General features: G+C 70.9%; 21 protein-coding genes and 1 pseudogene. 2 read left to right on the plus strand and 20 right to left on the minus strand.

The features are described from left to right. Window positions 1-274 precede the first annotated feature (274 nt). On the plus strand, window positions 275-2059 hold the full coding sequence (gene gcl / locus ABZX67_RS01785; RefSeq protein ID WP_355352837.1) for a glyoxylate carboligase: 1785 nt from the start codon (window positions 275-277) through the stop codon (window positions 2057-2059). Window positions 2060-2157: 98 nt separating this feature from the next. Here gcl and ABZX67_RS01790 read toward each other — a convergent pair whose 3' ends face one another. Continuing rightward, the gene (locus ABZX67_RS01790; protein ID WP_355352840.1) at window positions 2158-3093 is read right to left on the minus strand and encodes an N-acetylmuramoyl-L-alanine amidase; all 936 of its coding nucleotides are present in this window, start codon (window positions 3091-3093) and stop codon (window positions 2158-2160) included. A gap of 166 nt (window positions 3094-3259) precedes the next feature. On the opposite strand from ABZX67_RS01790, the gene ABZX67_RS01795 reads away from it, so the two are divergent. Then, a complete protein-coding gene (locus ABZX67_RS01795) occupies window positions 3260-3442 on the plus strand; it encodes a hypothetical protein (RefSeq protein ID WP_355352843.1) in 183 nt (60 codons plus the stop codon). Between the two features lie 167 nt (window positions 3443-3609). On the opposite strand, the pseudogene ABZX67_RS01800 reads toward ABZX67_RS01795, so the two are convergent. From ABZX67_RS01800 to ABZX67_RS01890, 19 genes and pseudogenes are all read right to left on the minus strand, one after another. Then, window positions 3610-3702: pseudogene (locus tag ABZX67_RS01800) on the minus strand (DUF1772 domain-containing protein); the annotation flags it as partial. 184 nt (window positions 3703-3886) lie between these two features. Further along, entirely contained in the window at window positions 3887-4351 is a 465-nt protein-coding gene (locus ABZX67_RS01805; RefSeq protein ID WP_355352846.1) for a hypothetical protein, read from the minus strand. 317 nt (window positions 4352-4668) lie between these two features. Continuing rightward, the gene (locus tag ABZX67_RS01810) at window positions 4669-5847 is read right to left on the minus strand and encodes a helix-turn-helix transcriptional regulator (protein WP_355352849.1); all 1179 of its coding nucleotides are present in this window, start codon (window positions 5845-5847) and stop codon (window positions 4669-4671) included. A gap of 58 nt (window positions 5848-5905) precedes the next feature. Continuing rightward, entirely contained in the window at window positions 5906-6547 is a 642-nt protein-coding gene (locus tag ABZX67_RS01815; protein WP_355352852.1) for an HAD family hydrolase, read from the minus strand. A gap of 524 nt (window positions 6548-7071) precedes the next feature. After that, window positions 7072-8529, minus strand: coding sequence for a catalase (locus tag ABZX67_RS01820; protein ID WP_355352854.1), 1458 nt, complete (start codon window positions 8527-8529; stop codon window positions 7072-7074). Window positions 8530-8738: 209 nt separating this feature from the next. After that, window positions 8739-9629: a 2-hydroxy-3-oxopropionate reductase gene (locus ABZX67_RS01825; protein WP_355352857.1), complete on the minus strand. Its 891-nt coding sequence runs from the start codon at window positions 9627-9629 to the stop codon at window positions 8739-8741. Window positions 9630-9666: 37 nt separating this feature from the next. Then, entirely contained in the window at window positions 9667-10506 is an 840-nt protein-coding gene (locus ABZX67_RS01830) for a TIM barrel protein (protein WP_355352860.1), read from the minus strand. A 212-nt stretch (window positions 10507-10718) separates the two neighbouring features. Then, window positions 10719-11465 carry a hypothetical protein gene (locus ABZX67_RS01835; protein WP_355352863.1) on the minus strand — a complete coding sequence of 249 codons (747 nt, stop codon included), beginning with the start codon at window positions 11463-11465 and terminating at the stop codon, window positions 10719-10721. Between the two features lie 56 nt (window positions 11466-11521). After that, window positions 11522-11986: a hypothetical protein gene (locus tag ABZX67_RS01840; RefSeq protein ID WP_355353443.1), complete on the minus strand. Its 465-nt coding sequence runs from the start codon at window positions 11984-11986 to the stop codon at window positions 11522-11524. 95 nt (window positions 11987-12081) lie between these two features. After that, entirely contained in the window at window positions 12082-13368 is a 1287-nt protein-coding gene (locus tag ABZX67_RS01845; protein ID WP_355352866.1) for an MlaD family protein, read from the minus strand. Continuing rightward, window positions 13365-14660, minus strand: a complete 1296-nt coding sequence (locus ABZX67_RS01850) for an MCE family protein (RefSeq protein WP_355352869.1) — start codon at window positions 14658-14660, stop codon at window positions 13365-13367. The genes ABZX67_RS01845 and ABZX67_RS01850 overlap by 4 nt, the downstream gene beginning before the upstream one ends. After that, a complete protein-coding gene (locus ABZX67_RS01855) occupies window positions 14657-15781 on the minus strand; it encodes an MCE family protein (protein ID WP_355352872.1) in 1125 nt (374 codons plus the stop codon). The genes ABZX67_RS01850 and ABZX67_RS01855 overlap by 4 nt, the downstream gene beginning before the upstream one ends. After that, window positions 15778-16758, minus strand: coding sequence for an MCE family protein (locus ABZX67_RS01860; RefSeq protein ID WP_355352875.1), 981 nt, complete (start codon window positions 16756-16758; stop codon window positions 15778-15780). The genes ABZX67_RS01855 and ABZX67_RS01860 overlap by 4 nt, the downstream gene beginning before the upstream one ends. A gap of 8 nt (window positions 16759-16766) precedes the next feature. Beyond that, window positions 16767-17804: an MlaD family protein gene (locus ABZX67_RS01865; protein WP_355352878.1), complete on the minus strand. Its 1038-nt coding sequence runs from the start codon at window positions 17802-17804 to the stop codon at window positions 16767-16769. Beyond that, window positions 17801-19051, minus strand: a complete 1251-nt coding sequence (locus tag ABZX67_RS01870) for an MCE family protein (RefSeq protein ID WP_355352881.1) — start codon at window positions 19049-19051, stop codon at window positions 17801-17803. The genes ABZX67_RS01865 and ABZX67_RS01870 overlap by 4 nt, the downstream gene beginning before the upstream one ends. Window positions 19052-19057: 6 nt before the next feature. Next, window positions 19058-19861 carry an ABC transporter permease gene (locus ABZX67_RS01875; protein WP_355353446.1) on the minus strand — a complete coding sequence of 268 codons (804 nt, stop codon included), beginning with the start codon at window positions 19859-19861 and terminating at the stop codon, window positions 19058-19060. 13 nt (window positions 19862-19874) lie between these two features. Further along, window positions 19875-20645: an ABC transporter permease gene (locus ABZX67_RS01880; protein WP_355352884.1), complete on the minus strand. Its 771-nt coding sequence runs from the start codon at window positions 20643-20645 to the stop codon at window positions 19875-19877. Next, window positions 20642-21571, minus strand: coding sequence for an ABC transporter ATP-binding protein (locus tag ABZX67_RS01885; protein ID WP_355353449.1), 930 nt, complete (start codon window positions 21569-21571; stop codon window positions 20642-20644). The genes ABZX67_RS01880 and ABZX67_RS01885 overlap by 4 nt, the downstream gene beginning before the upstream one ends. Window positions 21572-21674: 103 nt before the next feature. Next, a complete protein-coding gene (locus ABZX67_RS01890) occupies window positions 21675-22664 on the minus strand; it encodes a sigma-70 family RNA polymerase sigma factor (RefSeq protein ID WP_355352887.1) in 990 nt (329 codons plus the stop codon). Window positions 22665-22691 lie beyond the last annotated feature (27 nt).

The following is a 22691-nucleotide window of genomic DNA, read 5'->3' on the forward strand; positions in this document are numbered from 1 at the left end:
GCTCCGCGCCCTGCTCCACGCCTTTGCCCACGCCCTCGCCCACGCCCTCGCCCACGACGGCCCCCTTCGCTCCGTGACCCATGGTCCACCAAGCGTGGCTTCTTGGGGAGGTCTTCGGCCATCGCGGCCCGAGTCGAGCGGTCGGCGCTTGACGCGATCGCCGCACCGACCCTAAATTGTTCCACATAACAGAAGTACACTTCCGCATTACGGAATCGACGCTCTCAGGTGGCGCGACAGAGCCCGATCCGCCAGGCCGAAGCAGGAGCACTCCATGCCTCGTATGACCGCTGCCCGAGCGGCAGTTGAGATCCTCAAGCGTGAGGGCATCACCAACGCGTTCGGGGTCCCGGGCGCGGCCATCAACCCCTTCTACCGGGCGCTCAAGGAGGGCGGTGGCATCAGCCACACGCTCGCCCGCCACGTCGAGGGCGCGTCCCACATGGCCGAGGGCTACACCCGCGCCAAGGCCGGCAACATCGGTGTCTGCATCGGCACGTCCGGCCCCGCCGGCACCGACATGATCACCGGCCTGTACTCCGCGATCGCCGACTCGATCCCGATCCTGTGCATCACCGGCCAGGCCCCGGTCTCGAAGCTCCACAAGGAGGACTTCCAGGCCGTCGACATCGCCGCGATCGCCAAGCCCGTCACCAAGGCCGCGACCACGGTCCTCGAGGCCGCGCAGGTCCCGGGCGTCTTCCAGCAGGCCTTCCACCTGATGCGCTCCGGCCGTCCCGGCCCGGTCCTCATCGACCTGCCGATCGACGTCCAGCTGACCGAGATCGACTTCGACCCGGACACGTACGAGCCGCTGCCGGTCTACAAGCCGCAGGCCACCCGCGCCCAGGCCGAGAAGGCTCTGCAGTTCCTGCTGGAGTCCGAGCGCCCGCTGATCGTCGCCGGTGGCGGCATCATCAACGCCGACGCCTCCGACCTGCTGGTCGAGTTCGCCGAGCTGACCAACATCCCGGTCATCTCCACCCTGATGGGCTGGGGCACCATCCCGGACGACCACGAGCTGGCCGCCGGCATGGTCGGTGTCCAGACCGCGCACCGCTACGGCAACGCGACCTTCCTGGAGTCGGACTTCGTCCTCGGCATCGGCAACCGCTGGGCCAACCGCCACACCGGTTACAACATGGAGGCCTACACCAAGGGCCGGAAGTTCGTCCACGTCGACATCGAGCCCACCCAGATCGGCAAGATCTTCGCCCCCGACTACGGCATCGCCTCCGACGCCAAGGTCGCGCTGGAGCTCTTCATCGAGATCGCCAAGGAGCTCAAGGCCGCGGGCAAGCTGCCGGACTTCAGCGCCTGGGCCGCCTCCGCGCAGGAGCGCAAGGGCACCCTGCAGCGCCGTACGCACTTCGAGAACATCCCCATGAAGCCGCAGCGCGTCTACGAGGAGATGAACAAGGCGTTCGGCCCGGAGACCCGCTACGTCACCACCATCGGCCTCTCCCAGATCGCCGCCGCGCAGTTCCTGCACGTCTACAAGCCGCGCCACTGGATCAACTGCGGCCAGGCCGGCCCGCTCGGCTGGACCATCCCGGCCGCCATCGGTGCCGCCACCGCGGACCCGGAGACCCCGATCGTCGCCCTCTCCGGCGACTACGACTTCCAGTTCATGATCGAGGAGCTGGCGGTCGCCGCCCAGCACAAGGTCCCCTACGTCCACGTGCTGGTGAACAACGCCTACCTGGGTCTGATCCGTCAGGCGCAGGTCAACCTGGGCATCAACTTCGAGGTCAACCTCGAGTTCGAGAACATCAACACCCCGGAGATCGGCGTCTACGGCGTCGACCACGTCAAGGTCGCCGAGGGCCTGGGCGTCAAGGCGATCCGGGTCACCGACCCGGAGAAGCTGGGGGAGGCGTTCGAGGAGGCCAAGAAGCTGGCCGTCGAGTACCAGGTCCCGGTGGTCGTCGAGGCCATCCTGGAGCGCATCACCAACATCGCGATGAGCAAGACGGTTGACATGAGCGACGTCACCGAGTTCGAGGAGCTGGCGACCGAGCCGGGCCACGCGCCGACGGCGATCCGCCCGCTCGTCTGACCCGCGACGCGAACCGCATATCCGGGGGGAGAACGGCCCCCGTCCCGAGCAGCGTGCTCGGGGCGGGGGCCGCGCGGCGTTCCGGGGCCGGTTCCGGCTCAGGCGGCCCAGCGGAGCGCGCGCAGGACGCGGTGTTCCACCCGGGCGGCGCGGTCCGCTTTGATCTCGACTTTCAGCTGTACGTCGGCGGGCAGGCTGCCGTTGCGCGTGGCGGCCACGTTGAGCACTCCGTCGGGGCCGATCACGCCGCAGTCGATGGGCAGGTCGTGCGACCGGTGCTTGGTGGACAGCGCCAGATTGAGGAACCGCAGGGTGACCCGGGTGCCGGCCTCCCCGCGGACGGTGGCGTACGCGGTGGCCGTGTACGCGCACGGGCCCTGGAGCAGCGCCGTGTCCCTGGCCATCTGCAGCAGCAGGTACTGCCCCGCCACGAGGGCCGGGCCGCCGGACACGGACTCGGTGATGACGCTCGGCATGGGGTCCTCCTGTGCGGGGGGCGGTGACTGGCCGCTCGCCCGGGCGACGATCCCGGGGAAGACGACGTTCTTGAACTGGCGCACGCGCGCGTCGCCGGGGCAGGCCGTGCCGGACACGGCCCAGGCGCTGTGCAGCCGGTGGTACCCGTAACCGGGATCGGAGGCGCTGCGGCAGACCCGCAGCGGGATGCCGTGGCGCTGGTGCAACCAGACGCCCAGCCGGATGAGCTGCTCGACCTGCTGGTCCGTCCACGGATCGGTGTGCTTCAGGTTCGACGCGGTCTCGATGGACACGGCCCCGGTACCGTCAGGCCGCCGGTTGGCCTGGTAGTTGGCGTCGGCGCGGGTCTCGGTGCCGATGTACTGGGCGAGGTCGCCCGCGTACCCGAGCCCGAAATGACTCTCCAAATTGGTCGAGTCGCGCCAGTACTCGTACATCCGGCGCGCGGTCCAGGGCGCGGCGATGCTGTGCAGGATGAACTGGGTGGGCCGGATCGCCGGTTGGCCGTCGGACTCCGGCTGTAACTCCATGCGGGTGGCGGCGGGATACCACGCCATGGGGACCCCTTCGGTGGTGATGGGGGAGTGGGGGAGGGGTGCCGACTCTGTCAGGTACACGGTCAGCGGTGTCGTACGGTGAGGTGATACCCACTCTCCGTAGCCATCACCCGTCCGTGCGGGCGTTCAGAGGTGCTTATCCGCGGATCCGGGGTACGCGATTGTCATGGCCGATGGTGTTGTGGACTCGGATGAACTGCTCCGCCGTATCCGGCTCGCCCGGGACTGGGTGCGGCAGCAGGAGGAGCGCGTAGAGCACGGGGCGACGGAGGGGGCGGCAGAGGAAGCGGCCGCGTACCGGGTGGTGCGGATGGTGCTGGACAAGCTGGTCGACCCGACGCACCACTAGGGTGCCTATGTGTCAGGCCGCGTGGACGCGGCCGATCGAGGGGCGGAGCTCGCCGGGTGCGCCGGTTGTGGGATTCGAGCGGCAGCCGCATGCCCGAAAACCGAGATCCCGGTGGTCGGCCGCCCCGAGGAGAGGGCGAACCGGCGCATGTCGCGGCAGCGGTGCTATCAGGCGAGGGCGGCCACCAGCAGGGTGAACGCGGCGAGGATGACGGCGACGCGGACGTAGTGGTGGGGGTGCCAACGGTGCAGCTGCTGCTTTCTCTGGCTCAGGGGCGGCGCGTCGGGACGCGCTGCGGTCGGGTCTCTTGGAGCCAGGCCAGATCGGCGAGGACATCGTGAGGCTGGAGCCGGCAGGTACGGCAGCTGTAAAGATGGGTGGGCGCGTTCACGAGGGTCAGGCGCTCCGTGGTGCCGCATCCGGCGCATCGCGCTTTCTGGTCCGTCATGGGGTCCTCCGCTCGTACGCGCGGCGCAGGTGGTCGCGCAGGAGCCCGGGGTCCGTCAGTACACCGTCGCCATGGGGCGGGTACAGCCACGTCCGGCCGCGCCCCGTCGCGCCGGGCGCCGGGCAGAGCAGCGCGCCGCCGCGCCCCACGCACACGGTGCCGCGCAGGTCCTCCCACTCCTCGGCCGTACCCGCCGGTACGAGGAACTCGACGGTCTGGCGGGGCTGGCAGTACAGCACGGGCCCGAGCGACACTGGCGTGTTGGCGAGCTCGTCCAGGGCGCGCATGCCGAGCGAGTCGATGGCGCGCAGGACGTCGAACCGTACGCCGAGCGGTACTTCGGCGAGATGGTCGGGGTTGTCGGCCCATGCGGTCAGGATGATCGACGGCGGGTCCATCACGGAGGCGAGCCACATCGCACCGGCGCTGATCCGGCTGCTTGCCGGGGCCTGAGCCTTCACGACGTCAACTCCCGCTCCGTGGGCGCCAGTACGGCGTACAGGGGCCGGATGCCGCGCTTCTCGGCGCACGCGCGGTGCGCGAACACGTGCCGGACGGTGCCGTCAGCGTCTTTGGCTTCGCGGACACACACGTCCGCGCCCTGGTTCGTGCAGTACACACAGGGCCGGTTCATACCAACTCCCAGTGAGCAGCGCATACGACGATGGGCCACACGTGGTATCGAGGCGGAGCCGGATAGGGTGGTGCGCTCCTGTCGCTCATGGGGAGATAGTGGCCCGCACGAGAGGCCGGAAGTGACACACCTTGTGTCACCCTGTCACACGGCCCCGATCCACTCCGCGAAGGACGTCAGGCTCTCGGCGTCCGCGCGCTTCAGGCGCCGGAGGGTGGCTGCGCTCTCCCGGGCCCAGGGGTGTTCGCGGGTGTGCTGCGGGGCGATACGGCGCGCCAACTTGAGCGATGCGAAAGCGTGGTCGTATTGGCCGGTCCAGAGCTGCGCGCGCGCCAGCTCGATGTAGAAGCCGCTGCGTCGCTCGGCGGGCAGGACCTCAGGGGGTTTCCATTGACGCGCGACCTCGAGCGCGTTGGCGATGTGGTCGCCTCCGAGGCTGACGGCCACGGAAACCCGGTGGATGCGCACGGAGTCCGGGCCGAAGGAAGTGCCGGCGTATACACGCTCCCGTAGGCCCTCGGTGAGCCGCTGCGCCTCGCCGAGATGCTCGACGGCTGCAGCCGCGTCACCGGCGCGTCCTGCGACGACCGCCGCACGCATGTGAAGGGCCCCGCGGGCTGCGGAGGTCCGCTCCTCGCGCGGGCTCGGTGCGGCATCGATAGCGGCGTGCAGGGCGCGTAGCCCGGCCTCGTGGGCGCGGGCGGCGAAGAAGACTTCGGTGCGTACGTACGCGGTGGTGGCGGTGGCCAGGGGGTCGCTGGTCCGGGGGGCTGCCCACCGCATCAGCTCGATGAGCCGGGCGGACAGGTCGCGGGCGCCGAACTTGTACGCCACGGCGTCAGCGGAGCGAGCCACGGAGAAGAGGACGGAGGCCGCGCGTGCCCGTTCTTTCGGCGGCGCCGAGTGAAGAGCCGCCGCCGCATCGGCCACGAGCCCTGGTGCTGCGGTGGCGAGACGTACGTATTGCGCGCCCAGGCGCCAACCCTGCGCCTCTTCGGCCGCGGCCTCCAGGGCGGTGAGGGGCCGGTCGGGTGGGGCACCGGGGATGTCGTACGAGGCGATGGCCGCCGACAGAGCGGGCAGCGTCGCGCGTACCCGCCCGTCGGTACGGGTTCGATCGGCGACCAGCCGACTCGGGTCCAGGCCGAGTGCGGCAGCGATCGCGTCGAGGGTGTCGTCGCTCGGCGCGCGGTTACCCTGCTCGATCTTCCGCAACATGCTCAGGGAGATGTGCGCCTGCGCGGCGAGATCGAGTTGAGACAGGCGGCGCGCACGGCGCGCCGTGGCGACGCGTTTGCCCACCTCGCGCATGGGGTCCGGCATACCGGCACAGTACCGGCAGCAATCTCTCACCGGGTAGTCGGTGCGCTGCGCGGGGTGATTATCCGGCGACGATGTCAAGCAGGTCGTGGAGGCTGTCGATGCTGTAGTCGGCAGCCTCGCGCACCTGTGGGTCATCGGCCCACAAATGGCCCCACGGGCCACGGCGTAGGTGCGCGGTGGCCAGGCCGACCTCGTGGGCGGGGAAGACGTCGTTCGCCGGGTGGTCCCCGACGTAGAGCGTCTCGCGTGGCGCCGCGTTCCCCGCATCCAGGACGCGTGCGTAAAAGTCCGGATGCGGCTTGGCGACTCCCCATTCGCCGCTGGTGGCGAGCTGGTCCACGGGCAGGTCGAGCGCGCGCAGCAAGGTGCCCACGCGGCGGGTTTGGTTCCCGGCGATGATCACGCGGACCCCGGCCTCGCGCAGAGCGTTCAGGGCGGGCCGGACGTCGTCGTACAGGTCCTCGTCGTCGAGCTGTTCTCCGTGGCCGGCGGCCTCTCGCGCGCGATACTCGGCGCCGATGTCGATGCCGGGCCGCAGAAGCCGGATCGCGTCGGCGTTGTCCCGCCCCTGTGCCGTGACGGCACCCACCAGGGCGGCGAGGGTGTGTCTCGGCACACCGAGCCAGTCTGCCCAGGACGCCCAGTAGCGGTCATCGCGAACCAGGGTCTCACCGATGTCGAGTGCGACTACACGGATCATGAGCGGCAGCGTAGCGGCGCGGGGAAAGGTACGAAGCGCCGTTTCCCGCCCGAAGACGAGGAGGGGCAACGTCATCGGTCGGCGGCCTGTCGCTGAGCGACCCCGAGGGTGCCGACGGACATTAAGGCAGCCGGCGGCGGCGATCACAACCAAGGCACGAGAAGAGCGCGGAGCTGGGGGACCGTAAACCCCAACTCCGCGCTCGGCTCTGCGATTCTTCAGTTGCTCACACGTGGATACGTGGTGACCGTCCGACGGTGCGAGGCTGGCGCGACAGGACGTTCGCGCCGCCGGACGGAGCTCATGGGGGAGGTGTCGGGACCGCGGCGGCGGCGACGGGAGGTTCCGTCGTCCCTTCCTTCAGGTCAAGAAGGGGACGGGTCTCCCTACCACCGCACTGGCTCGCACGCCGCCACGGTCCTCGATCTGGTCCGTCGCACCGACCACCCCTCATCCGGGCCGGTGTTCCGGACCGCGTACAGCGACAGACCTCCCGTCGGTCGCCGTACGCCGCCTGGATGGGCTTAGTCCTCGCGCAGGGCGCGGACCGCCTCTTCGACGCGCTTGCCGTAGTCCGGGTCGGCGGCGTGGAAGTGGGCCAGGTTCTTCTCGATGACGTCCTCGCGGGAGACCTGCGACAGGCCGCCGGCGATGTTCGCCACCAGGCGCTGCTTCTCCTCCTCGGACATCAGGCGGTAGAGCTCACCGGCCTGGAAGAAGTCGTCGTCCTTGGTGTGCAGCGGCGCGGCGTGCGTGCCGGTGTAGCCGGCGACGGCCAGCGGGGCGGAGAGCGCCGCGTCGGTCTGTGCGGGACCGGCGTAGGAGTTGGGCTCGTAGTTCTTGTCGTGGCGCGAGCCGTTGCGGGTGGCCATGAAGCCGTCCCGGCCGTAGTTGTCGGCGACCGTCGCCTTGGGGGCGTTCACCGGCAGCTGGGTGTGGTTGACACCGAGGCGGTAGCGGTGGGCGTCCGCGTAGGCGAAGAGGCGGCCCTGGAGCATCTTGTCCGGGGAGGGGCCGATGCCGGGAACGAAGTTGTTCGGCGAGAAGGCGGCCTGCTCGACCTCGGCGAAGACGTTGTCCGGGTTGCGGTCGAGGACCATGCGGCCCACGCGCTGGAGCGGGTAGTCGCCGTGCGGCCACACCTTGGTGAGGTCGAACGGGTTGAAGCGGTAGTCCGCCGCCTCGTGCGCCGGCATGATCTGCACGTACAGGGTCCACGAGGGGTTCACCCCGCGCTCGATGGCCTGGAGCAGGTCGGTCTGGTGCGAGTTCGCGTCCTTGCCGACCACCTCGGCGGCCTGCTCGGACGACAGGCAGCGGATGCCCTGGTTCGTCTTGAAGTGGTACTTGACGAAGAAGGCCTCGCCCTGGGCGTTCGTCCACTGGTAGGTGTGCGAGCCGTAGCCGTTCATGTGACGGTACGAGGCCGGGATGCCGCGGTCACCCATCAGCCAGGTGATCTGGTGCGTCGCCTCGGGGGCGTGCGCCCAGAAGTCCCAGACGTTGTCCGGCTCCTGCTTGCCCGTGAAGGGGTCGCGCTTCTGGGAGTGGATGAAGTCGGGGAACTTGATCGGGTCCTTGATGAAGAACACCGGGGTGTTGTTGCCGACGAGGTCGTAGTTGCCCTCTTCGGTGTAGAACTTCACCGCGAAGCCGCGCGGGTCGCGGACGGCGTCCGCGCCGCCCAGCGAGTCGGCGACGGTGGAGAAGCGGATGAAGAGCTCCGTGCGCTTGCCGACCTCGGAGAGGAAGTCCGCCTTGGTGTACGCGGTGACGTCGTCGGTCACCTCGAAGTAGCCGTACGCACCGGAACCACGGGCGTGCACCACGCGCTCCGGGATGCGCTCCCGGTTGAAGCGGGCGAGCTTCTCCAGCAGGTGCTGGTCCTGGAGGAGGAGCGGGCCACCGACGCCGGCGGTGGCGGAGTTCTGGTTGTCGGCGACCGGGGCGCCGGACTCGGTCGTAAGCACGCGCTTCGACATGGTGACCTTCCGTGCAGGAGCTGCTGAGCGGTGTCAGGAGCGTAAATTCGCTTCCGATGAAACGTCAACAGTTTGTTGAAATGAAGGTGGTGAATCCGGGCCGCGGCTGCGCTTGGGCGCGACAGGACAGGTGTCAGCGCAGCCACGGCCCGGATGCCGGGGGGAGGGCCGTCAGGCCCTCGGGCGGAGCCGCGAGGGCTCCCGCCGGGTCAGACCTGCTGGCCGGAGAGGCGCTCGACGGCGCGCAGCAGGGCCGAGTGGTCCAGGCCACCGTCGCCCTGCGCGCGCAGGGAGGCGACGAGCTGGGCGACCACGGCGCCGACCGGAAGGGCCGCACCGACGTTGCGGGCGGCGTCGGTGACGATGCCCATGTCCTTGTGGTGCAGGTCGATCCGGAAACCGGGCTTGAAGTCGCGGTTGAGGAAGTTGTCCTTCTTGCGGGTCAGGACCGTGGAGCCGGCCAGACCGCCGTTGAGGACGTCCAGGGCCGCGTTGAGGTCCACGCCGGACTTCTCCAGGAAGACCACGGCCTCGGCGCACGCCTGGATGTTGACCGCCACGATGAGCTGGTTGGCGGCCTTCACCGTCTGGCCGGAGCCGTGCGGGCCGCACAGCACGATGGTCTTGCCGAGGGCTTCGAGGATCGGCTTGGCCTCGTCGAAGTCGGCCTGCTCGCCACCGACCATGATCGAGAGCACGGCCTCGATGGCGCCGGCCTCGCCGCCGGAGACGGGGGCGTCCAGGACGCGGATGCCCTTGTCCTTGGCGTTCTTGGCCAGGTCGACGGAGGTCTGCGGGGTGATCGAGGACATGTCGATCAGCAGGGCGCCCGACTTGGCGTTCTCCAGGATGCCCTCGGGGCCGTACGCGATGGCCTCGACCTGCGGGGAGGCGGGCACCATCGTGATGACCACGTCGGCGTCCTTGACGGCCTCGGCGATCGAGCCGGCGGCCGTGCCGCCCGCCTTGGCCAGGCGGTCCAGCTTGTCCTGCTCCAGGGTGTAACCGGTGACCTGGTAGCCGGCCTTGATCAGGTTCTCGGACATGGGGGAGCCCATGATGCCGAGGCCGATCCACGCGATCTTGGGAAGGTTGCTCATGAGGGTGCCTCTCAAAAACTGGTGGTGCGGGAAGAAGTCAGCGGGCCGCGCGGGCGTCGGCCGGGAGCCAGTCGAAGGACTCGGCGCTCGGGCGGTCGCCGGCCTTGTACTCCAGGCCGACCCAGCCGTCGTAACCGGCCTTCTTGAGCTGGTCGAGCAGCTCCTCCAGCGGCAGCGAGCCGGTGCCCGGCGCGCCACGGCCCGGGTTGTCCGCGATCTGGACGTGACCGGCCTTCGCGGCGTACGCCTCGATGACCTCGCCGACGTTCTCGCCGTTCATCGACAGGTGGTAGATGTCGAGGAGGAACTTGGCGTTGCCGAGGCCGGTGGCCTCGTTCACCTTGTCCACGACCTCGATCGCGGCCGGGGCGCTCACCAGCGGGTAGAGCGGCGACTCCGGCTTGTTGAGGGTCTCGACCAGGAGGATCGCACCCACCCGGTCGGCGGCGCGGGCCGCGGCGACCAGGTTCTCCAGGGCGAGCTCGTCCTGGACGGCCGGGTCGACGCCGTCGACGCGGTTGCCGTAGAGCGCGTTGAGCGCCTTGCAGCCGACCGAGGCGGCGAAGTCCGCGGCCACGTCGATGTTGGCGCGGAAGCGGTCCGACTCCTCACCCGGGACGGACAGTGCGCCGCGGTCCGGGCCCGGAAGGGCGCCGGCGTAGAAGTTCAGGCCCACCAGCTGGGTGCCGGCGTCGTCCAGCGCCTTCTTCAGGGCGTCGAGTTCGCTCTGGTCGGGCGTGGGCGTCTCGATCCAGGGCCACCACAGCTCGACCGCGGTGAAGCCCGCCGCGGCTGCGGCCGCGGGGCGCTCCAGGAGCGGGAGTTCCGTGAAGAGGATCGACAGGTTCACATCGAAGCGCTGGTCCGTGTATCCCATGAGGGGTTCGGCGCTCCTTCCGTATTGCGGAAGTTCGTTTCTGCTTAACGGAAGATTGCCTGGCGGGGGGGACGGCTGTCAAGACCGGCACGCAAAACGGGCGCACAAAAAGGCGCCTTCCGGACGATGGCCCGGAAGGCGCCTGGGGATCCCTGTGCGGTCGTACGGAAAGACGGGGCCGGGAAAGCCGGCGGAAGGGTCGGAGCGCGGGGTCAGAGCGCGTCGACGGCGCTCACCTTCCACCCCTCCGATGTGCGCGTGAGCGTCATCCGCACCCGGTTCAGATCCACGCGCGGCCCCGGCACCTGGGTGCTCGTGGTGACCTGGTTCACGAAGAGCAGCACGACCGCCCGGTCCGGGGAGGCGGACACCACCGACACCGCCGGAGCGCCCCCGTCCGGCGGCTCCACCACCGACGCCTTGACCACGCCCCGGTACTTCTTCGCCGTCGGCGCCACCACGCTCGTGGTCGTCCTGCGGTACTCGTCACGGAACGCGCCCGTCAGGCGGGCCCGTGCCGCCGCGAAGTCCTTCTCCAGGCGCCGGTGGTCGTACGACAGCACCACCGGCGCCGCCTCCCGCGCCGCCTCGGCCGCCTCCGCCCGCGCCCGGTCGGTGCCCCGCCCGTCCGCGTACGCCCGTACGAGCACGGCCAGCGCGACCGCCCCCGCCACCAGGAGCACGGCGAGCGCGACGAGCAGCGCGGTGCGCCGGCGCCCCTGGGGCGGCTCCTCCGGTTGCTCCCAGTCGGGCGCCTCCCAGTCCGGGTCCGGAGGCGGGGCCTGGGCCTCCGCCCCGGGTTCCTCCCGGGCACGCAGCGTGCGGGAGGACACCACGGCGGTGCCCGGGCCGGACCGATCGGCACGCTCGGTGCGTTTGGCCGCCGCGCGGGCGGCCGCCGACAGGGAGCGGCGGCCGGAGGAGCCGGCGCCCCGGCCCCGGATGGACGTGTTCGCCATGGGTTTCTCCTTTCGAGCCGGCATCAGCCGGTCATCAGCCGGTCATCAGCCGGTCATCAGCCGACGAACTCGACGCCGGACGTCAGCCAGCGCCCGTCCTCGCGTACGAGATCGAGCTGGAGCCGGTACGTACGGGCCTGGCCCTGCGGCGCGGCGGTGTTGGTGACCTTCGAGTCGGCGACGACCAGCACGCGCGCCGACCGCTCGTCGGCGCGGACGATGCCCGCCTCCAGCACCTGGCCCTCCGACACCGACTTGTTGGCGGCCACCAACTTCGTCAGCTGAGCCGTCTGCGCCGCGAACTGCTCCTTGAACTCGCCCGTGGCCCCCTTCAGGACGTTGGCGCTGTCCCGCTGGTAGTGCCGGTAGTCGAGCGAGGTGAAGTTCAGCGCCGACTGGCGGGCGGCGGCGAGGACGTCGTGGCGGCGCTGCTCCTCGGCCCGCTGCTCGTACACCCGCACGCTCAGCCAGCCCGACGCGGCCGTCACCGCCACGGTCGCCACCGCGAGCGTGGCGGGCATGGCCCGGCCCCGGCGCGCGGCCGCCCGGAGCCGCCGCAGCGCGTGGGCGCAGCGCCGTCTCACGGCCCCCGCCATGCCACCGGTCATGCGATCGGTCATGCCATCGGTCCGACGAGCAGCCATTGCCAAGAGTCCTTTCCGAACACGCTCTGTTCGCCGCCCGTCGAGCCGATCTCGACGAGCCTTCCGCCCGGACCGGCGACGGTGCCGGTCGCGGGGTCGTACGGGGTGACGTACGCGGCGGGATCCGCACCTCCGGAGTCGGTACGCCCCCGCCCCGAGGGCCCCGGCGCGTTCTGCGCGCCGCGCACCGAGGTCTTCGAGCCCCGCGGGGCCGAACAGTGCGCCCGCGTGTTCGCCGGGCGCTCGCTCGTGTCGGCGGGGTCGCGGCGCTGCGTGCCGTAGCCCTGGCGGCAGGCCGGCGGGTCGTCGGCGCCGACGACGAGCCCGAAGTGGGTGGTGCCGTCTCCGGGGATCACCGTGTAGCTGCCGGCCACCACCACCGGGAAGGTGACCAGCGCCTGCTCCACGCCGGGCAGCCGGGCCACCGTGACCTGGCCGCCGCTGATGAGGTTGCCGAGCAGGACCGGCACATGGGGCCGGGTCGAGGTCAGCAGCGAGTCGAGCTCCTGGGCGGCGGGCGCGCCCGCGCCGATCAGGCGGCGGAGGTCGCCGTCGCTCGACTTCAGCTCGGCGGTCAGGGCCGCCAGGTCCTTGGAGAAGGCCTTGATGGCCGAGCCCTGGTCCGCCTGGGTCTTCAGGACCGTCCGCGAGTCCTCGATCAGCGCGATCGTCTGCGGGAGGGAGTCCGACGCCGACTCCACGAGCTTGTTGCCGGAGTCCACCAGCCGGCTCAGCTCCGGGCCCGTGCCCGCGAACGCCTTGCCCAGCTCGTCGACCGTGACGCGCAGGTCCTCCTTGCCGACGGAGTTCACCAGCCGGTCCAGGCTCAGCACGAGCTCGGTCGCCGGCAGCGGTACGCGCGTGTCGCGGCGCGGGATGGTGGAGCCGTCGCGCAGGTACGGGCCGCCCGCGCCGCGGGGCTGGAGGTCGACGTACTGCTCGCCGACGGCGGAACGGTTCGCCACGACCGCGACCGTGTCCGCCGGGATCCGCGCCCCGTCCTCGATGTCCAGCTCCACCGTGACCCCGTCGCCGCGGGTGAGCCGCAGCTCGCCCACCCGGCCCACCGGCACGCCCCGGTAGGTCACCTCGGCGCCCTCGAAGACGCCCCCGGAGTCGGCGAAGTCGGCGTGGACGCGGTAACCGCGGTCGAGGATCGCGTCGACGAGCCCCGTGTACTGGGCGCCGACGTACGACACGCCGACGGCGGTGACGGTGGCGAAGGCGAGGAGCTGGGCCTTGACCGTACGGGTGATCACGGTTGCATCCCCTTCAGCAGCAGTTCCGCGAGCGCGATGTCGTACGAGGCCGGGTGCGAGCCCGCGTGCGCTCTCCCGTACGTGACCTGCGTACCGGTGCAGACCGGCGGGCAGAGCGGCTCCGGAGGGCCCGATGGAGCGGGCCCGCCCGGTGGCCGCGGCGCGCCGGGCACCTCCGGTACGCCGGGCACCTCCGGCACCTCCGGAACCTCCGGCACCTCCGGCAGCCCGGGCGTCTCCGGGAGCCCCGGTACGCCCGGCACCTCCGGGAGACCGGGCGCGGCCGGCGGCTCGTCGTCGAGGTTTCCGTAGATGCTCGCCAGGTCCAGGTCGGCGGTGACGCCGAGGTTGACGTAGTCGCCCTTGATCGCGTCCACGGCGTTGCGCGGGAAGGGGTACGTCGTCAGCAGCTCCAGGGAGTTCGGCAGATCGTCGCCCGCCTTGTTCAGCTGCTCCAGGACCGGCCGCAGGCTGCGCAGGTTGGCGACGACGTCGGAGCGCGAGGCGTTGATCACCTGCGTGCCGGTGGTGCTCAGCGCCGACAGGGAGGTGAGCATCGCCGTCAGCTTGGTCCGCTGGTCCGCCAGCACCTTCAGCGCGGGCGGCAGGGTGTCGACGGCCTGGGCGATGGTCTTCTTCTCCGCCGCGAGCCGCTGCGAGAGCCGGTCGAGGCCGGCCAGGGCGCGGACGATCTCGGCGCGCTGCGCGTCGAGCCCGCCGATGAAGGTGTCCAGCTCCTTCAGCAGCGACTTCACCCGGTTCTCACGGCCCTCCAGGGCCTTGTTGAGCTCCGTGGTGATCGTCTTGAGCTGGGCGACCCCGCCGCCGTTGAGCAGCGCCGACAGCGCGGACAGCACCTCCTCGATCTCCGGGTTGCGCCCGGAGCGCGACAGCGGGATGCGCGCCCCGTCCTTCAGCCGCCCGGACGGCGCCGCGTCCACGGGCGCCGACAGCGCCACGTACTTCTCGCCGAGCATGCTGGTCTGGCGGAGCTCGGCGACGGCGTTGGCCGGCAGCTTCACCGCGTCGTCGACGCGCAGCCGCACGCGCGCGTGCCAGCCGTCGAGCTCGACCTTCTCGACCGCGCCCACGGTCACGTTGTTCACCTTCACCGCGGACTGCGGCACCAAGTCCAGGACGTCCCGGAACTCGACCGTGACGCGGTACGCGTCGCCGTCGGCGGCCGCGCCGCCCGGCAGGCCGACGTTGTACAGACCGTCGAAGCCGCAGCCCGACAGCAGCAGCGAACCGGCGGCCGTCCACACGACGGCGGTCACACGCGGTGCCCTCATGCGTCCGCCTCCAGGATCCCGCCGAGCGTCCGGTCGACCGAGCCGCTCCCGGCGACCGGCGCCGCGGACGTCAGCGGCTCCGGCAGCGAGTCGAACAGCCGCTTGAGCTCCGCGCAGTCCTTCGCCTTCGCCTCGCCCGCCGTGGAGAGCAGGGAGCACAGCAGCGAGGCCGGGTCCTGGGGATGGTCGGGGTTGTTGCGGGTGTCGAGGGTCCCGGAGGACGGGTTGTAGGCGTTCTGGAGGTTCGACAGGCCGGTCGGCGCCACCTCCAGCAGCTCCGCGAGCGCGGCGCGCTGGGTGACCAGCACCTTGGTGACCTTGGCGAGCCCCTCGACGTTCGTGGTCAGCGCCTTCTTGTTGTCCCGTACGAACGCGGAGACGTCGGCGAGCGCCACGCCCAGGTGCCGCAGTGCGGCCGCCAGGTCCTTGCGCTCGGCGGCGAGCTGGTCGGCGACCTGCGCCAGGCTGTCGTTGAACGACCGCACGCTCTTGTCGTCGGCCGCCAGCGCCGCCGTGAACACCTGGAGGTTGCGGACGGTGGAGAACAGGTCCTGCCGGCCGTCGGAGAGCGTGGTCACCGCCAGGGACAGGTCCTCCACCGTCTGGTGCAGCTTGGCGCCCTGCCCTTCGAGGTTGTCCGCGCTCACGCCCAGCAGCCGGGAGAGGGACCCGTCCTGGTTCGCGCCGCGCGGGCCGAGCGCCTCCGCCGTCGTGTGCAGGCTGTCGAAGACGCGGTCCAGCTCGACGGGCACGGCCGTCCGCGCCTCCGGGATGACGTCGCCGTCGCGCAGCCGCTCGCCGCCCCGGTACACCGGAAGCAGCTGGACGTAACGGTCGCTGACGACGGAGGAGTTGATGATCGCGGCCCGGGCGTCGGCCGGGACCGCGCGCTCGGAGTCGTACTCCAGCGTGACCCGCACCCGCCGGCCCTCCGGGGTGATCTCCTTCACCTCGCCGATGCGCACGCCCAGCACGCGGACGTCGGAGCCGGGGTAGATGCCGACGGTGCGCGGGAAGTACGCGGTGACGCGGACCGGCTCCGAGCGGGGCCAGAGCACCACGGTGGCGGCGGCGACGACCGCGAGGGCGACGGCGAGGGCCAGGACTCGACGCGTCTTCATGACGGACCTCCCGTGCGCGGGACCACCGGTGCGGCGACCATGTTCTGGATGTAGCTGTCGAACCAGCGGCCGTTGCCGAGGGTGTTGGTGAAGACCCGGACGTACGGCGCCATGAGCTTGATGGAGCGGTCCAGACTCGCCTGGTTGCGTTCGAGCATCGCGACCACCTGGTTCAGGCCCTCCAGGGCCGGGCCGATCTCCGCCTTGTTGTCCCGGACCAGGCCCGAGAGCTGGATGCCGAGGGCGGCGGAGCTCTTGAGCAGCGCGTGGATCGCCGCCCGGCGCCGGGCGATCTCCGTGAAGAGCGCGTCACCGTCCTTGACGAGCTTCGAGAACTCGCCGGAGCGCGCGGCGAGCACCCCGCTCACCCCGTTGGCGTGGGCGAGGAGCTCGCGCAGCTGCTGGTCCCGGGAGGCGACCGTGCGGGAGATCCGCGACAGCCCCTCGAGGGACGCCCGCACCTCGGCGGGGGAGTCCTCGAAGGTGGCGGAGAGGGTGTCGAGCGCCTTGGCCAGCCGCTCCGTGTCGACCTGCTCGGTCGTGGTCGTCAGATCGCTGAAGGCCGCGACGACGTCGTACGCGGGAGTCGTACGGCTCAGCGGGATCTCGCTGCCGGGCGCCAGCTGCCCGGAACCCTTCGGCTCCAGGGCGAGGTACTTCGCGCCGAGGATCGTCTTGATGCGGATGGCGGCCCCGGTGCGCGTACCGAACGCGGGGTCGCCCTTGACCCGGAACACCACCTTGACGTGGTCTCCGTCCAGGTCCACCTCGTCGACCTTGCCGACCTTCACCCCGGCGATACGCACCTCGTCGCCGGGCTTGAGGCCGCCCGCCTCCGAGAAGGCGGCGCTGTACGTCTCGCCGTCGCCGATCAGCGGCAGGCTGTCGGCGTTGAAGGCGGCGACGGTGAGGAGCGCGAGGGCCGTGAGGCCGGCGGCGCCGATGGTGACGGGGTTGCGGTCGCGGAACGGGATCATGCGGGGTTTCATGAGCACCTCGCCCGGGCGACGTGGAGCTCGGGGGTGATGACCTCCCGCGTCTTCGGCAGCACGATCCGGCCGTCGAAGTCGCAGAGGTAGAAGTTGAACCACGAGCCGTACGAGGCGGTCCTCGTCAGCTTGTTGAGCTTGTTCGGCAGCCGCTTCAGCACGCCCTCCACGGTCTTCTCGTTCTCGTTCAGCGTTCCGGTGAGCTCGGTCAGTTCGGCGATGTCGTCCTTCAGTGGCGGCCGGGCCTCCGCGAGCAGGCCGGAGGTGGCCTCGGTCAGGTTGTTGATGTTCACCAGCGACTCGCCGATGGGCTTGCGGTCGGCGGCCAGTCCGGAGATCAGCCGCTGGAGCTGCTGGATCAGCCCCGAGAAGCGGGCACCGCGCTGGTCCAGCGTCGCCAGCGTGGTGTTGAGGTTGTCGATCACCGAGCCGATCAACTGGTCGCGGTCGGCGAGCGTGGTGGTGAGCGACGCCGTGTGCGCGAGCAGGCTGTTGACCGTGCCGCCCTCGCCCTGGAGCGTCTTGATGATCTCGGTGGCGAGCTGGTTGACGTCCTTCGGGCTGAGCGCCGCGAACAGCGGCTTGAAGCCGTTCAGCAGCGCGTTGAGGTCCAGCGCGGGCTGGGTGCGGGCGAGGGGGATGGTGCCCCCGGGCCGCAGCCTGGTGCCGTCGCCGGCGCCCTCCGTCAGTGCGATGTAGCGCTGGCCGACCAGGCTGCGGTAGCGGATGACGGCGCCGGTGCTCGTCAGCAGCGGCCGGTCCCGGGTGACGGTGAAGGTCACCTCCGCGAGTGTGCGGTCCTTGATCTCGATCTCCTCGACCTCACCGACGCGTACGCCCGCGACGCGGATGTCGTCGCCCTCCTCCAGGCTGGTGACATCGCTGAACACCGCCCTGTACGTGTGCTCGGGGGTGAAGGAGATGCCGACGATCGTCGCCGCCAGCAGCGTGGTCGCCAGGACCGTCACCACGGCGAAGAGACCGAACTTGATCAGCGGCGCCGCGGCGCTGCGCGCGTTCTTCACCGGGCTCATGCGACGCTCACCGCCGTCCCGCGCGCCATCGGGCCGAAGAGCAGCGTCGCCACCGCCGGCACCTCGTCCGCCGGTACGCCCATGACGGGCGCCACCAGTGCGCCCACGGCGCGCTGCTCGGCGGCGGTGGCGGACGACTGGCGGGCGCCGTTCCCACCGTGGCCGGGGTGCGCGTCGCGCGTACCGTCGTCGAGCTTGGTGTGCCCGGCCGGGACCCGCGGCCCGGGGAGCCCCCGGCAGTCCGGGCCCGACCGCTCGCGGTAGCGGGGCTCCTCGCCGGGTGCGTAACCCGGCCGCTGGCGGACGATTTCCAGGGTGATGCGCATCTTTCCGCCTCTGAAGGTCTCTTCGGCCGCGGCCTCCTGCCTCACCAGCCCCTTGAGGAGGCACGGGTACTCGGGCGCGTATCGGGCGAACAGCGCCAGGGTGGGGCGGGAGACACGGCCCAGGGTGATGAGCCGTTCGCCGTTCTCGTCGAGGAAGCCCTCGGCGGTGCCGGAGACCGTGGCCGTGGAGGTGAACAGGGCGGCCAGCTGGTCCTGCTTCTCGACGATCGTGCGGCTGGTGGTGAGGGTGTTGCGCAGGATGCGCAGCAGATCGGGCGCCGCGTCCCCGTACACCTCGGCCACGTCGGCGAACCGCGTGATGTTCTCCTTGATGGACGGCATGTGCGGGTTGAGGCGGCGCAGGTAGTCCTCGACGCGGACCAGGTTGTCGCCGATGCGGTCGCCGCGCCCCTCCAGCGCCGTCGCGAACGCCGACAGCGTCGCGTTCAGCTCGGCGGGCCGTACGGTGCGCAGCAGCGGCAGCAGGTCGTTCATCAGCTGCTGCACCTCCATGCCGACCTTGGTGCGGTCCTGGCCGATGACGTCCCCGGCGCGGATGGGGCGCGCCGTCGAGCCGGCGGGGGCGACGAGATCGACGTACTTCTCGCCGAACAGCGTCTTGGGCAGCAACCGCGCGTGCACGTCCGCCGGGATGCGCGCCGTGTGCTCCGGCTTGAGCGCGATGTCGAGCACCGCCTTCTCGCCGTCGGCCCGTACGTCCCTGACCTCGCCCACCAGCAGGCCGCGCAGCTTGACGTCGGCGCGCGGCTCCAGCTGGTTGCCGAGGGTGTCCGCCTCCAGCGTGATGCGTACGACGGAGGTGAAGACCTGCTGGTAGACGGCGACGGAGAGGGAGAGGAGGAGGGCCAGGACGGCGAGGAAGACGACGCCGTACAGCCGCAGTTTCACCGGTGTGCGCATCGGCCCCTACCCCGCAATCCGTACGGTCGTGCTGGCGCCCCAGATCGCCAGGCTCAGGAAGAAGTCCAGGACGTTGATCGCCACGATGGACGTGCGCACCGCGCGGCCGACGGCGACGCCGACCCCGGCCGGGCCGCCGCGCGCGTAGTAGCCGTAGTAGCAGTGCACCAGGATGATCACGACCGCGAAGACGATCACCTTGCCGAACGACCACAGCACGTCGACCGGCGGCAGGTACTGCTGGAAGTAGTGGTCGTACGTCCCCGCCGACTGGCCGTAGTAGCCGGTGGTGATGGTGCGGGCGGCGAAGTACGAGGACAGCAGGCCGACGACGTACAGCGGGACGACGGCGACGAACCCGGCGATCATGCGGGTGGTGACGAGGAAGGGCAGCGACGGGACGCCCATGACCTCCAGGGCGTCCGTCTCCTCGCTGATCCGCATCGCGCCGAGCTGCGCCGTGAAGCCCGCGCCGACGGTGGCGGAGAGCGCGAGCCCGGCGACGAGCGGGGCGATCTCGCGGGTGTTGAAGTACGCGGAGAGGAACGCCACGAAGTTCGACGTGCCCAGCTGGTTGAGCGCCGCGTACCCCTGGAGGCCCACCTCGGTGCCGGTGAAGAAGGAGAGGAACGCGATGACGCCGACGGTGCCGCCGACGACGGCGAGCGCGCCGCGCCCGAAGCTCACCTCGGCGAGCAGCCGCAGGATCTCCTTCTTGTAGCGGCGCAGGGTGCGGCCGGTCCAGGCGAGCGACCGGCCGTAGAAGGCCAGTTGGGCGCCCAGCTCCTCCAGGCTGTGCAACAGAGCCATGCGAGCCATGCGGTCACCCCTTCTGCGGAACGACTTGGAAGTACACGGCGGTCAGCACGAAGTTCGTCACGAAGAGCAACATGAAGGTGATCACCACGGACTGGTTCACGGCGTCGCCGACGCCCTTCGGACCGCCCTTCGCCGTGAGGCCCTTGTACGAGGCGACGATCGCCGAGATCGCGCCGAAGACCAGGGCCTTGAACTCGGCGGCCCACAGGTCGGAGATCTGCGCGAGGGAGGTGAAGGAGGCGAGGTACGCGCCCGGCGTGCCGTTCTGGAGGACGACGTTGAAGAAGTAGCCGCCCGCGACGCCGACGACGGAGACCAGGCCGTTGAGGAGCACCGCGACCAGCATCGAGGCGAGGACCCGCGGGACGACGAGCCGGTGGATCGGGTCGATGCCCAGCACCTGCATCGCGTCGATCTCCTCGCGGATCTTGCGCGCCCCGAGGTCCGCGCAGATCGCGGTGCCGCCCGCGCCGGCGATCAGCAGCGCCGTGACGATGGGCGACGCCTCGCGCAGGACGGCGAGGACGGAGGCGGCGCCGGAGAACGACTGGGCGCCCAGCTGCCGGGTGAGGCTGCCGATCTGGAGGGCGATGACCGCGCCGAAGGGGATCGAGACGAGGGCGGTGGGGAGGATCGTCACACTCGCGATGAACCACGCCTGCTGGATGAACTCCCGCACCTGGAAGGGGCGGCGGGGCAGCGTGCGCAGCACGTCCAGGGCCATCGCGAAGAGGCTGCCGGAGTGGCGCAGGGCGCCGAGGGGGGAGAGGCTCACTTGGCCACCGCCTCCTTCACCGCTTGCTCGCGCTCGGCGATGGCCTGCCAGCGCTCCGGCCGGTCGATCCCGGCGCTCGGCAGCAGCCGGGGCGTCAGAGGCGTCGGGGCGTCGTCGCCCGAGGCGTCGATCTGGGCCAGCTCCTGCTCGACCTGCGCGGCGTCCTTCTCCTCCGCCATGCCGATCGGGCCCTGCATGCGGCCGTTCAGGAACTGCCGCACGACCGGTTCGGTGCTGGTCAGCAGCTTGTCGCGGGGGCCGAACATCACCAGCTCGCGGCGGAAGAGCAGCCCGATGTTGTCGGGGACCTGGCGGGCCGAGGCGATGTCGTGCGTGACGATGAGGAAGGTCGCGTCGATCTGGGCGTTGAGGTCGACGATCAGCTGGTTGAGATAGGCGACCCGGACCGGGTCGAGGCCGGAGTCGGGCTCGTCGAAGAGGATGATCTCCGGGTCCAGGACCAGCGCCCGGGCCAGCCCCGCGCGTTTGCGCATGCCGCCGGATATCTCGCCGGGGAGCTTCTCCTCGGCGCCGATCAGGCCGACCATGTCCATCTTCTCGAGGACGACGCGCCTGATCTCGCTCTCGGACTTGCGGGTGTGCTCGCGGAGGGGGAAGGCGATGTTGTCGTACAGGTTCATCGACCCGAACAGCGCGCCGTCCTGGAACAGCACCCCGAAGAGCTTGCGCACCTCGTAGAGGTCGTGTTCCCGGAGGGCGGTGATGTCCCGTCCCGCGATGCGGATCGAGCCCCGCTCGGGCTTGAGCAGCCCGACGAGCGTCTTGAGGAAGACCGACTTGCCCGTGCCCGAGGGGCCCAGCATCACCGAGATCTCCCCGGCGGGCAGTGTCAGCGAGACGTCCTGCCAGATGACCTGGTGGCCGAAGGACTTCGTCAGCCCTTCCACGCAGATCTCGACACCCATCCGGTTCACCCTTCAGACCGTGAGCAGCTCCGACATCTGCTCTACGGGGAGGGGCGGGGCGTCCGTCGCGCGGAACCGGAATTTTTTCCGGAGGGCTTCTCCGTCAGGGGGTGGGGAGCTCGACGTCCGAGGTCGGTACGGGTACGGGGAGCTCCACCGGCGGGAGCGGCAACTCCGGAACGCGGACCTTCGGCACCTCGGCGACCTTCGTGACCTCGGGGACCTCGGGGACCCCGGGGAGCGGCGGGACCTCAGGGAGCGGCGGAACCTCCGGAAGCGTCGGTGTGGGCAGCGGCAGGGACGGCAGCGGCGGCTGCGGCGGAGCCGTACGGTCCGCAGGTGTCCTCGTGGAGGCCGCCGGAGACGGCGTGTGCGTCGGCGTGGCGGAAGGCGACGGCGACGGCTGCCGGCTTGGGGCGCGGACGTCCGCCGCCCCGGAGGTCACCGGGGCCGACGCGGGCCGCTCCCGGGCCGGCCGGTCCTGGGCGTGCGGCAGCACGAACCCGGCCACGGCGAGGGTCGCGGCGGTCGAGGCGGCGGCCACCGCCACCTGGGTGGAGCGCGGGCGGCCGCGCCCGCAGAGCCACAGCAGCAGCCCCAGGGTGGCGGCGAGCGAGTTGCGCAGGGTGCGGCGGGCGCGGGCGAGCAACGACTCGACCGTGCGGTAGCTCAGGCCCATCTTGTGGGCGACCTGCCCGACGTCCAGGTCCTCGGACTTCAGCCAGAGGGCCTCCGCCTGGCGCGCGGGCAGCTCCCCGCTCCGTACCGCGAGCCACTTCGCCTCGGCGCGGTCGCACACCAGCTCGTCGACCGGCGCCGGGCCGGGCGGGACCAGCGCGGCGGTCCGGCCGGGGTCGGCGTCGCGGTGGACCTGGCGGTACCGGTCGACGCACAGCCGCATCGTGACCGTGGTCAGCCAGGCGCCGAGGCGCTCGTCGTCCAGGTGCGGCTGCTCGGCGGCGCGCAGCATCGCCTCGTGCACGGCGTCCTCGGCGTCCTCCAGGCTCATGGACCTGCGCCGGGCCACCTTGAGCAGGTGCTCGCGGTGGCTCCACGCCCGCTGCCAGCGGTCATCGGACACGTCCGTTCCCATGAGGGCCCCTTCGCGCTACCCGCCGGT

The organism is Streptomyces sp. NPDC003036 (genome assembly GCF_040611175.1).
Classification (GTDB): domain Bacteria; phylum Actinomycetota; class Actinomycetes; order Streptomycetales; family Streptomycetaceae; genus Streptomyces.

What these genes read in the sequence shown, in the direction of transcription:
- ABZX67_RS01870 (WP_355352881.1), bottom strand. Translation starts at nt 19,051, where the DNA reads ATGCGCACACCGGTGAAACTGCGGCTGTACGGCGTCGTCTTCCTCGCC.
- ABZX67_RS01825 (WP_355352857.1), bottom strand. Translation starts at nt 9,629, where the DNA reads ATGAGCAACCTTCCCAAGATCGCGTGGATCGGCCTCGGCATCATGGGC.
- ABZX67_RS01815 (WP_355352852.1), bottom strand. Translation starts at nt 6,547, where the DNA reads ATGATCCGTGTAGTCGCACTCGACATCGGTGAGACCCTGGTTCGCGAT.
- ABZX67_RS01835 (WP_355352863.1), bottom strand. Translation starts at nt 11,465, where the DNA reads ATGGCGAACACGTCCATCCGGGGCCGGGGCGCCGGCTCCTCCGGCCGC.
- gcl (WP_355352837.1), top strand. Translation starts at nt 275, where the DNA reads ATGCCTCGTATGACCGCTGCCCGAGCGGCAGTTGAGATCCTCAAGCGT.
- ABZX67_RS01885 (WP_355353449.1), bottom strand. Translation starts at nt 21,571, where the DNA reads ATGGGTGTCGAGATCTGCGTGGAAGGGCTGACGAAGTCCTTCGGCCAC.
- ABZX67_RS01855 (WP_355352872.1), bottom strand. Translation starts at nt 15,781, where the DNA reads ATGAAGACGCGTCGAGTCCTGGCCCTCGCCGTCGCCCTCGCGGTCGTC.
- ABZX67_RS01795 (WP_355352843.1), top strand. Translation starts at nt 3,260, where the DNA reads ATGGCCGATGGTGTTGTGGACTCGGATGAACTGCTCCGCCGTATCCGG.
- ABZX67_RS01875 (WP_355353446.1), bottom strand. Translation starts at nt 19,861, where the DNA reads ATGGCTCTGTTGCACAGCCTGGAGGAGCTGGGCGCCCAACTGGCCTTC.
- ABZX67_RS01890 (WP_355352887.1), bottom strand. Translation starts at nt 22,664, where the DNA reads ATGGGAACGGACGTGTCCGATGACCGCTGGCAGCGGGCGTGGAGCCAC.
- ABZX67_RS01865 (WP_355352878.1), bottom strand. Translation starts at nt 17,804, where the DNA reads ATGAGCCCGGTGAAGAACGCGCGCAGCGCCGCGGCGCCGCTGATCAAG.
- ABZX67_RS01810 (WP_355352849.1), bottom strand. Translation starts at nt 5,847, where the DNA reads ATGCCGGACCCCATGCGCGAGGTGGGCAAACGCGTCGCCACGGCGCGC.
- ABZX67_RS01790 (WP_355352840.1), bottom strand. Translation starts at nt 3,093, where the DNA reads ATGGCGTGGTATCCCGCCGCCACCCGCATGGAGTTACAGCCGGAGTCC.
- ABZX67_RS01840 (WP_355353443.1), bottom strand. Translation starts at nt 11,986, where the DNA reads ATGCCCGCCACGCTCGCGGTGGCGACCGTGGCGGTGACGGCCGCGTCG.
- ABZX67_RS01820 (WP_355352854.1), bottom strand. Translation starts at nt 8,529, where the DNA reads ATGTCGAAGCGCGTGCTTACGACCGAGTCCGGCGCCCCGGTCGCCGAC.
- ABZX67_RS01850 (WP_355352869.1), bottom strand. Translation starts at nt 14,660, where the DNA reads ATGAGGGCACCGCGTGTGACCGCCGTCGTGTGGACGGCCGCCGGTTCG.
- ABZX67_RS01830 (WP_355352860.1), bottom strand. Translation starts at nt 10,506, where the DNA reads ATGGGATACACGGACCAGCGCTTCGATGTGAACCTGTCGATCCTCTTC.
- ABZX67_RS01860 (WP_355352875.1), bottom strand. Translation starts at nt 16,758, where the DNA reads ATGATCCCGTTCCGCGACCGCAACCCCGTCACCATCGGCGCCGCCGGC.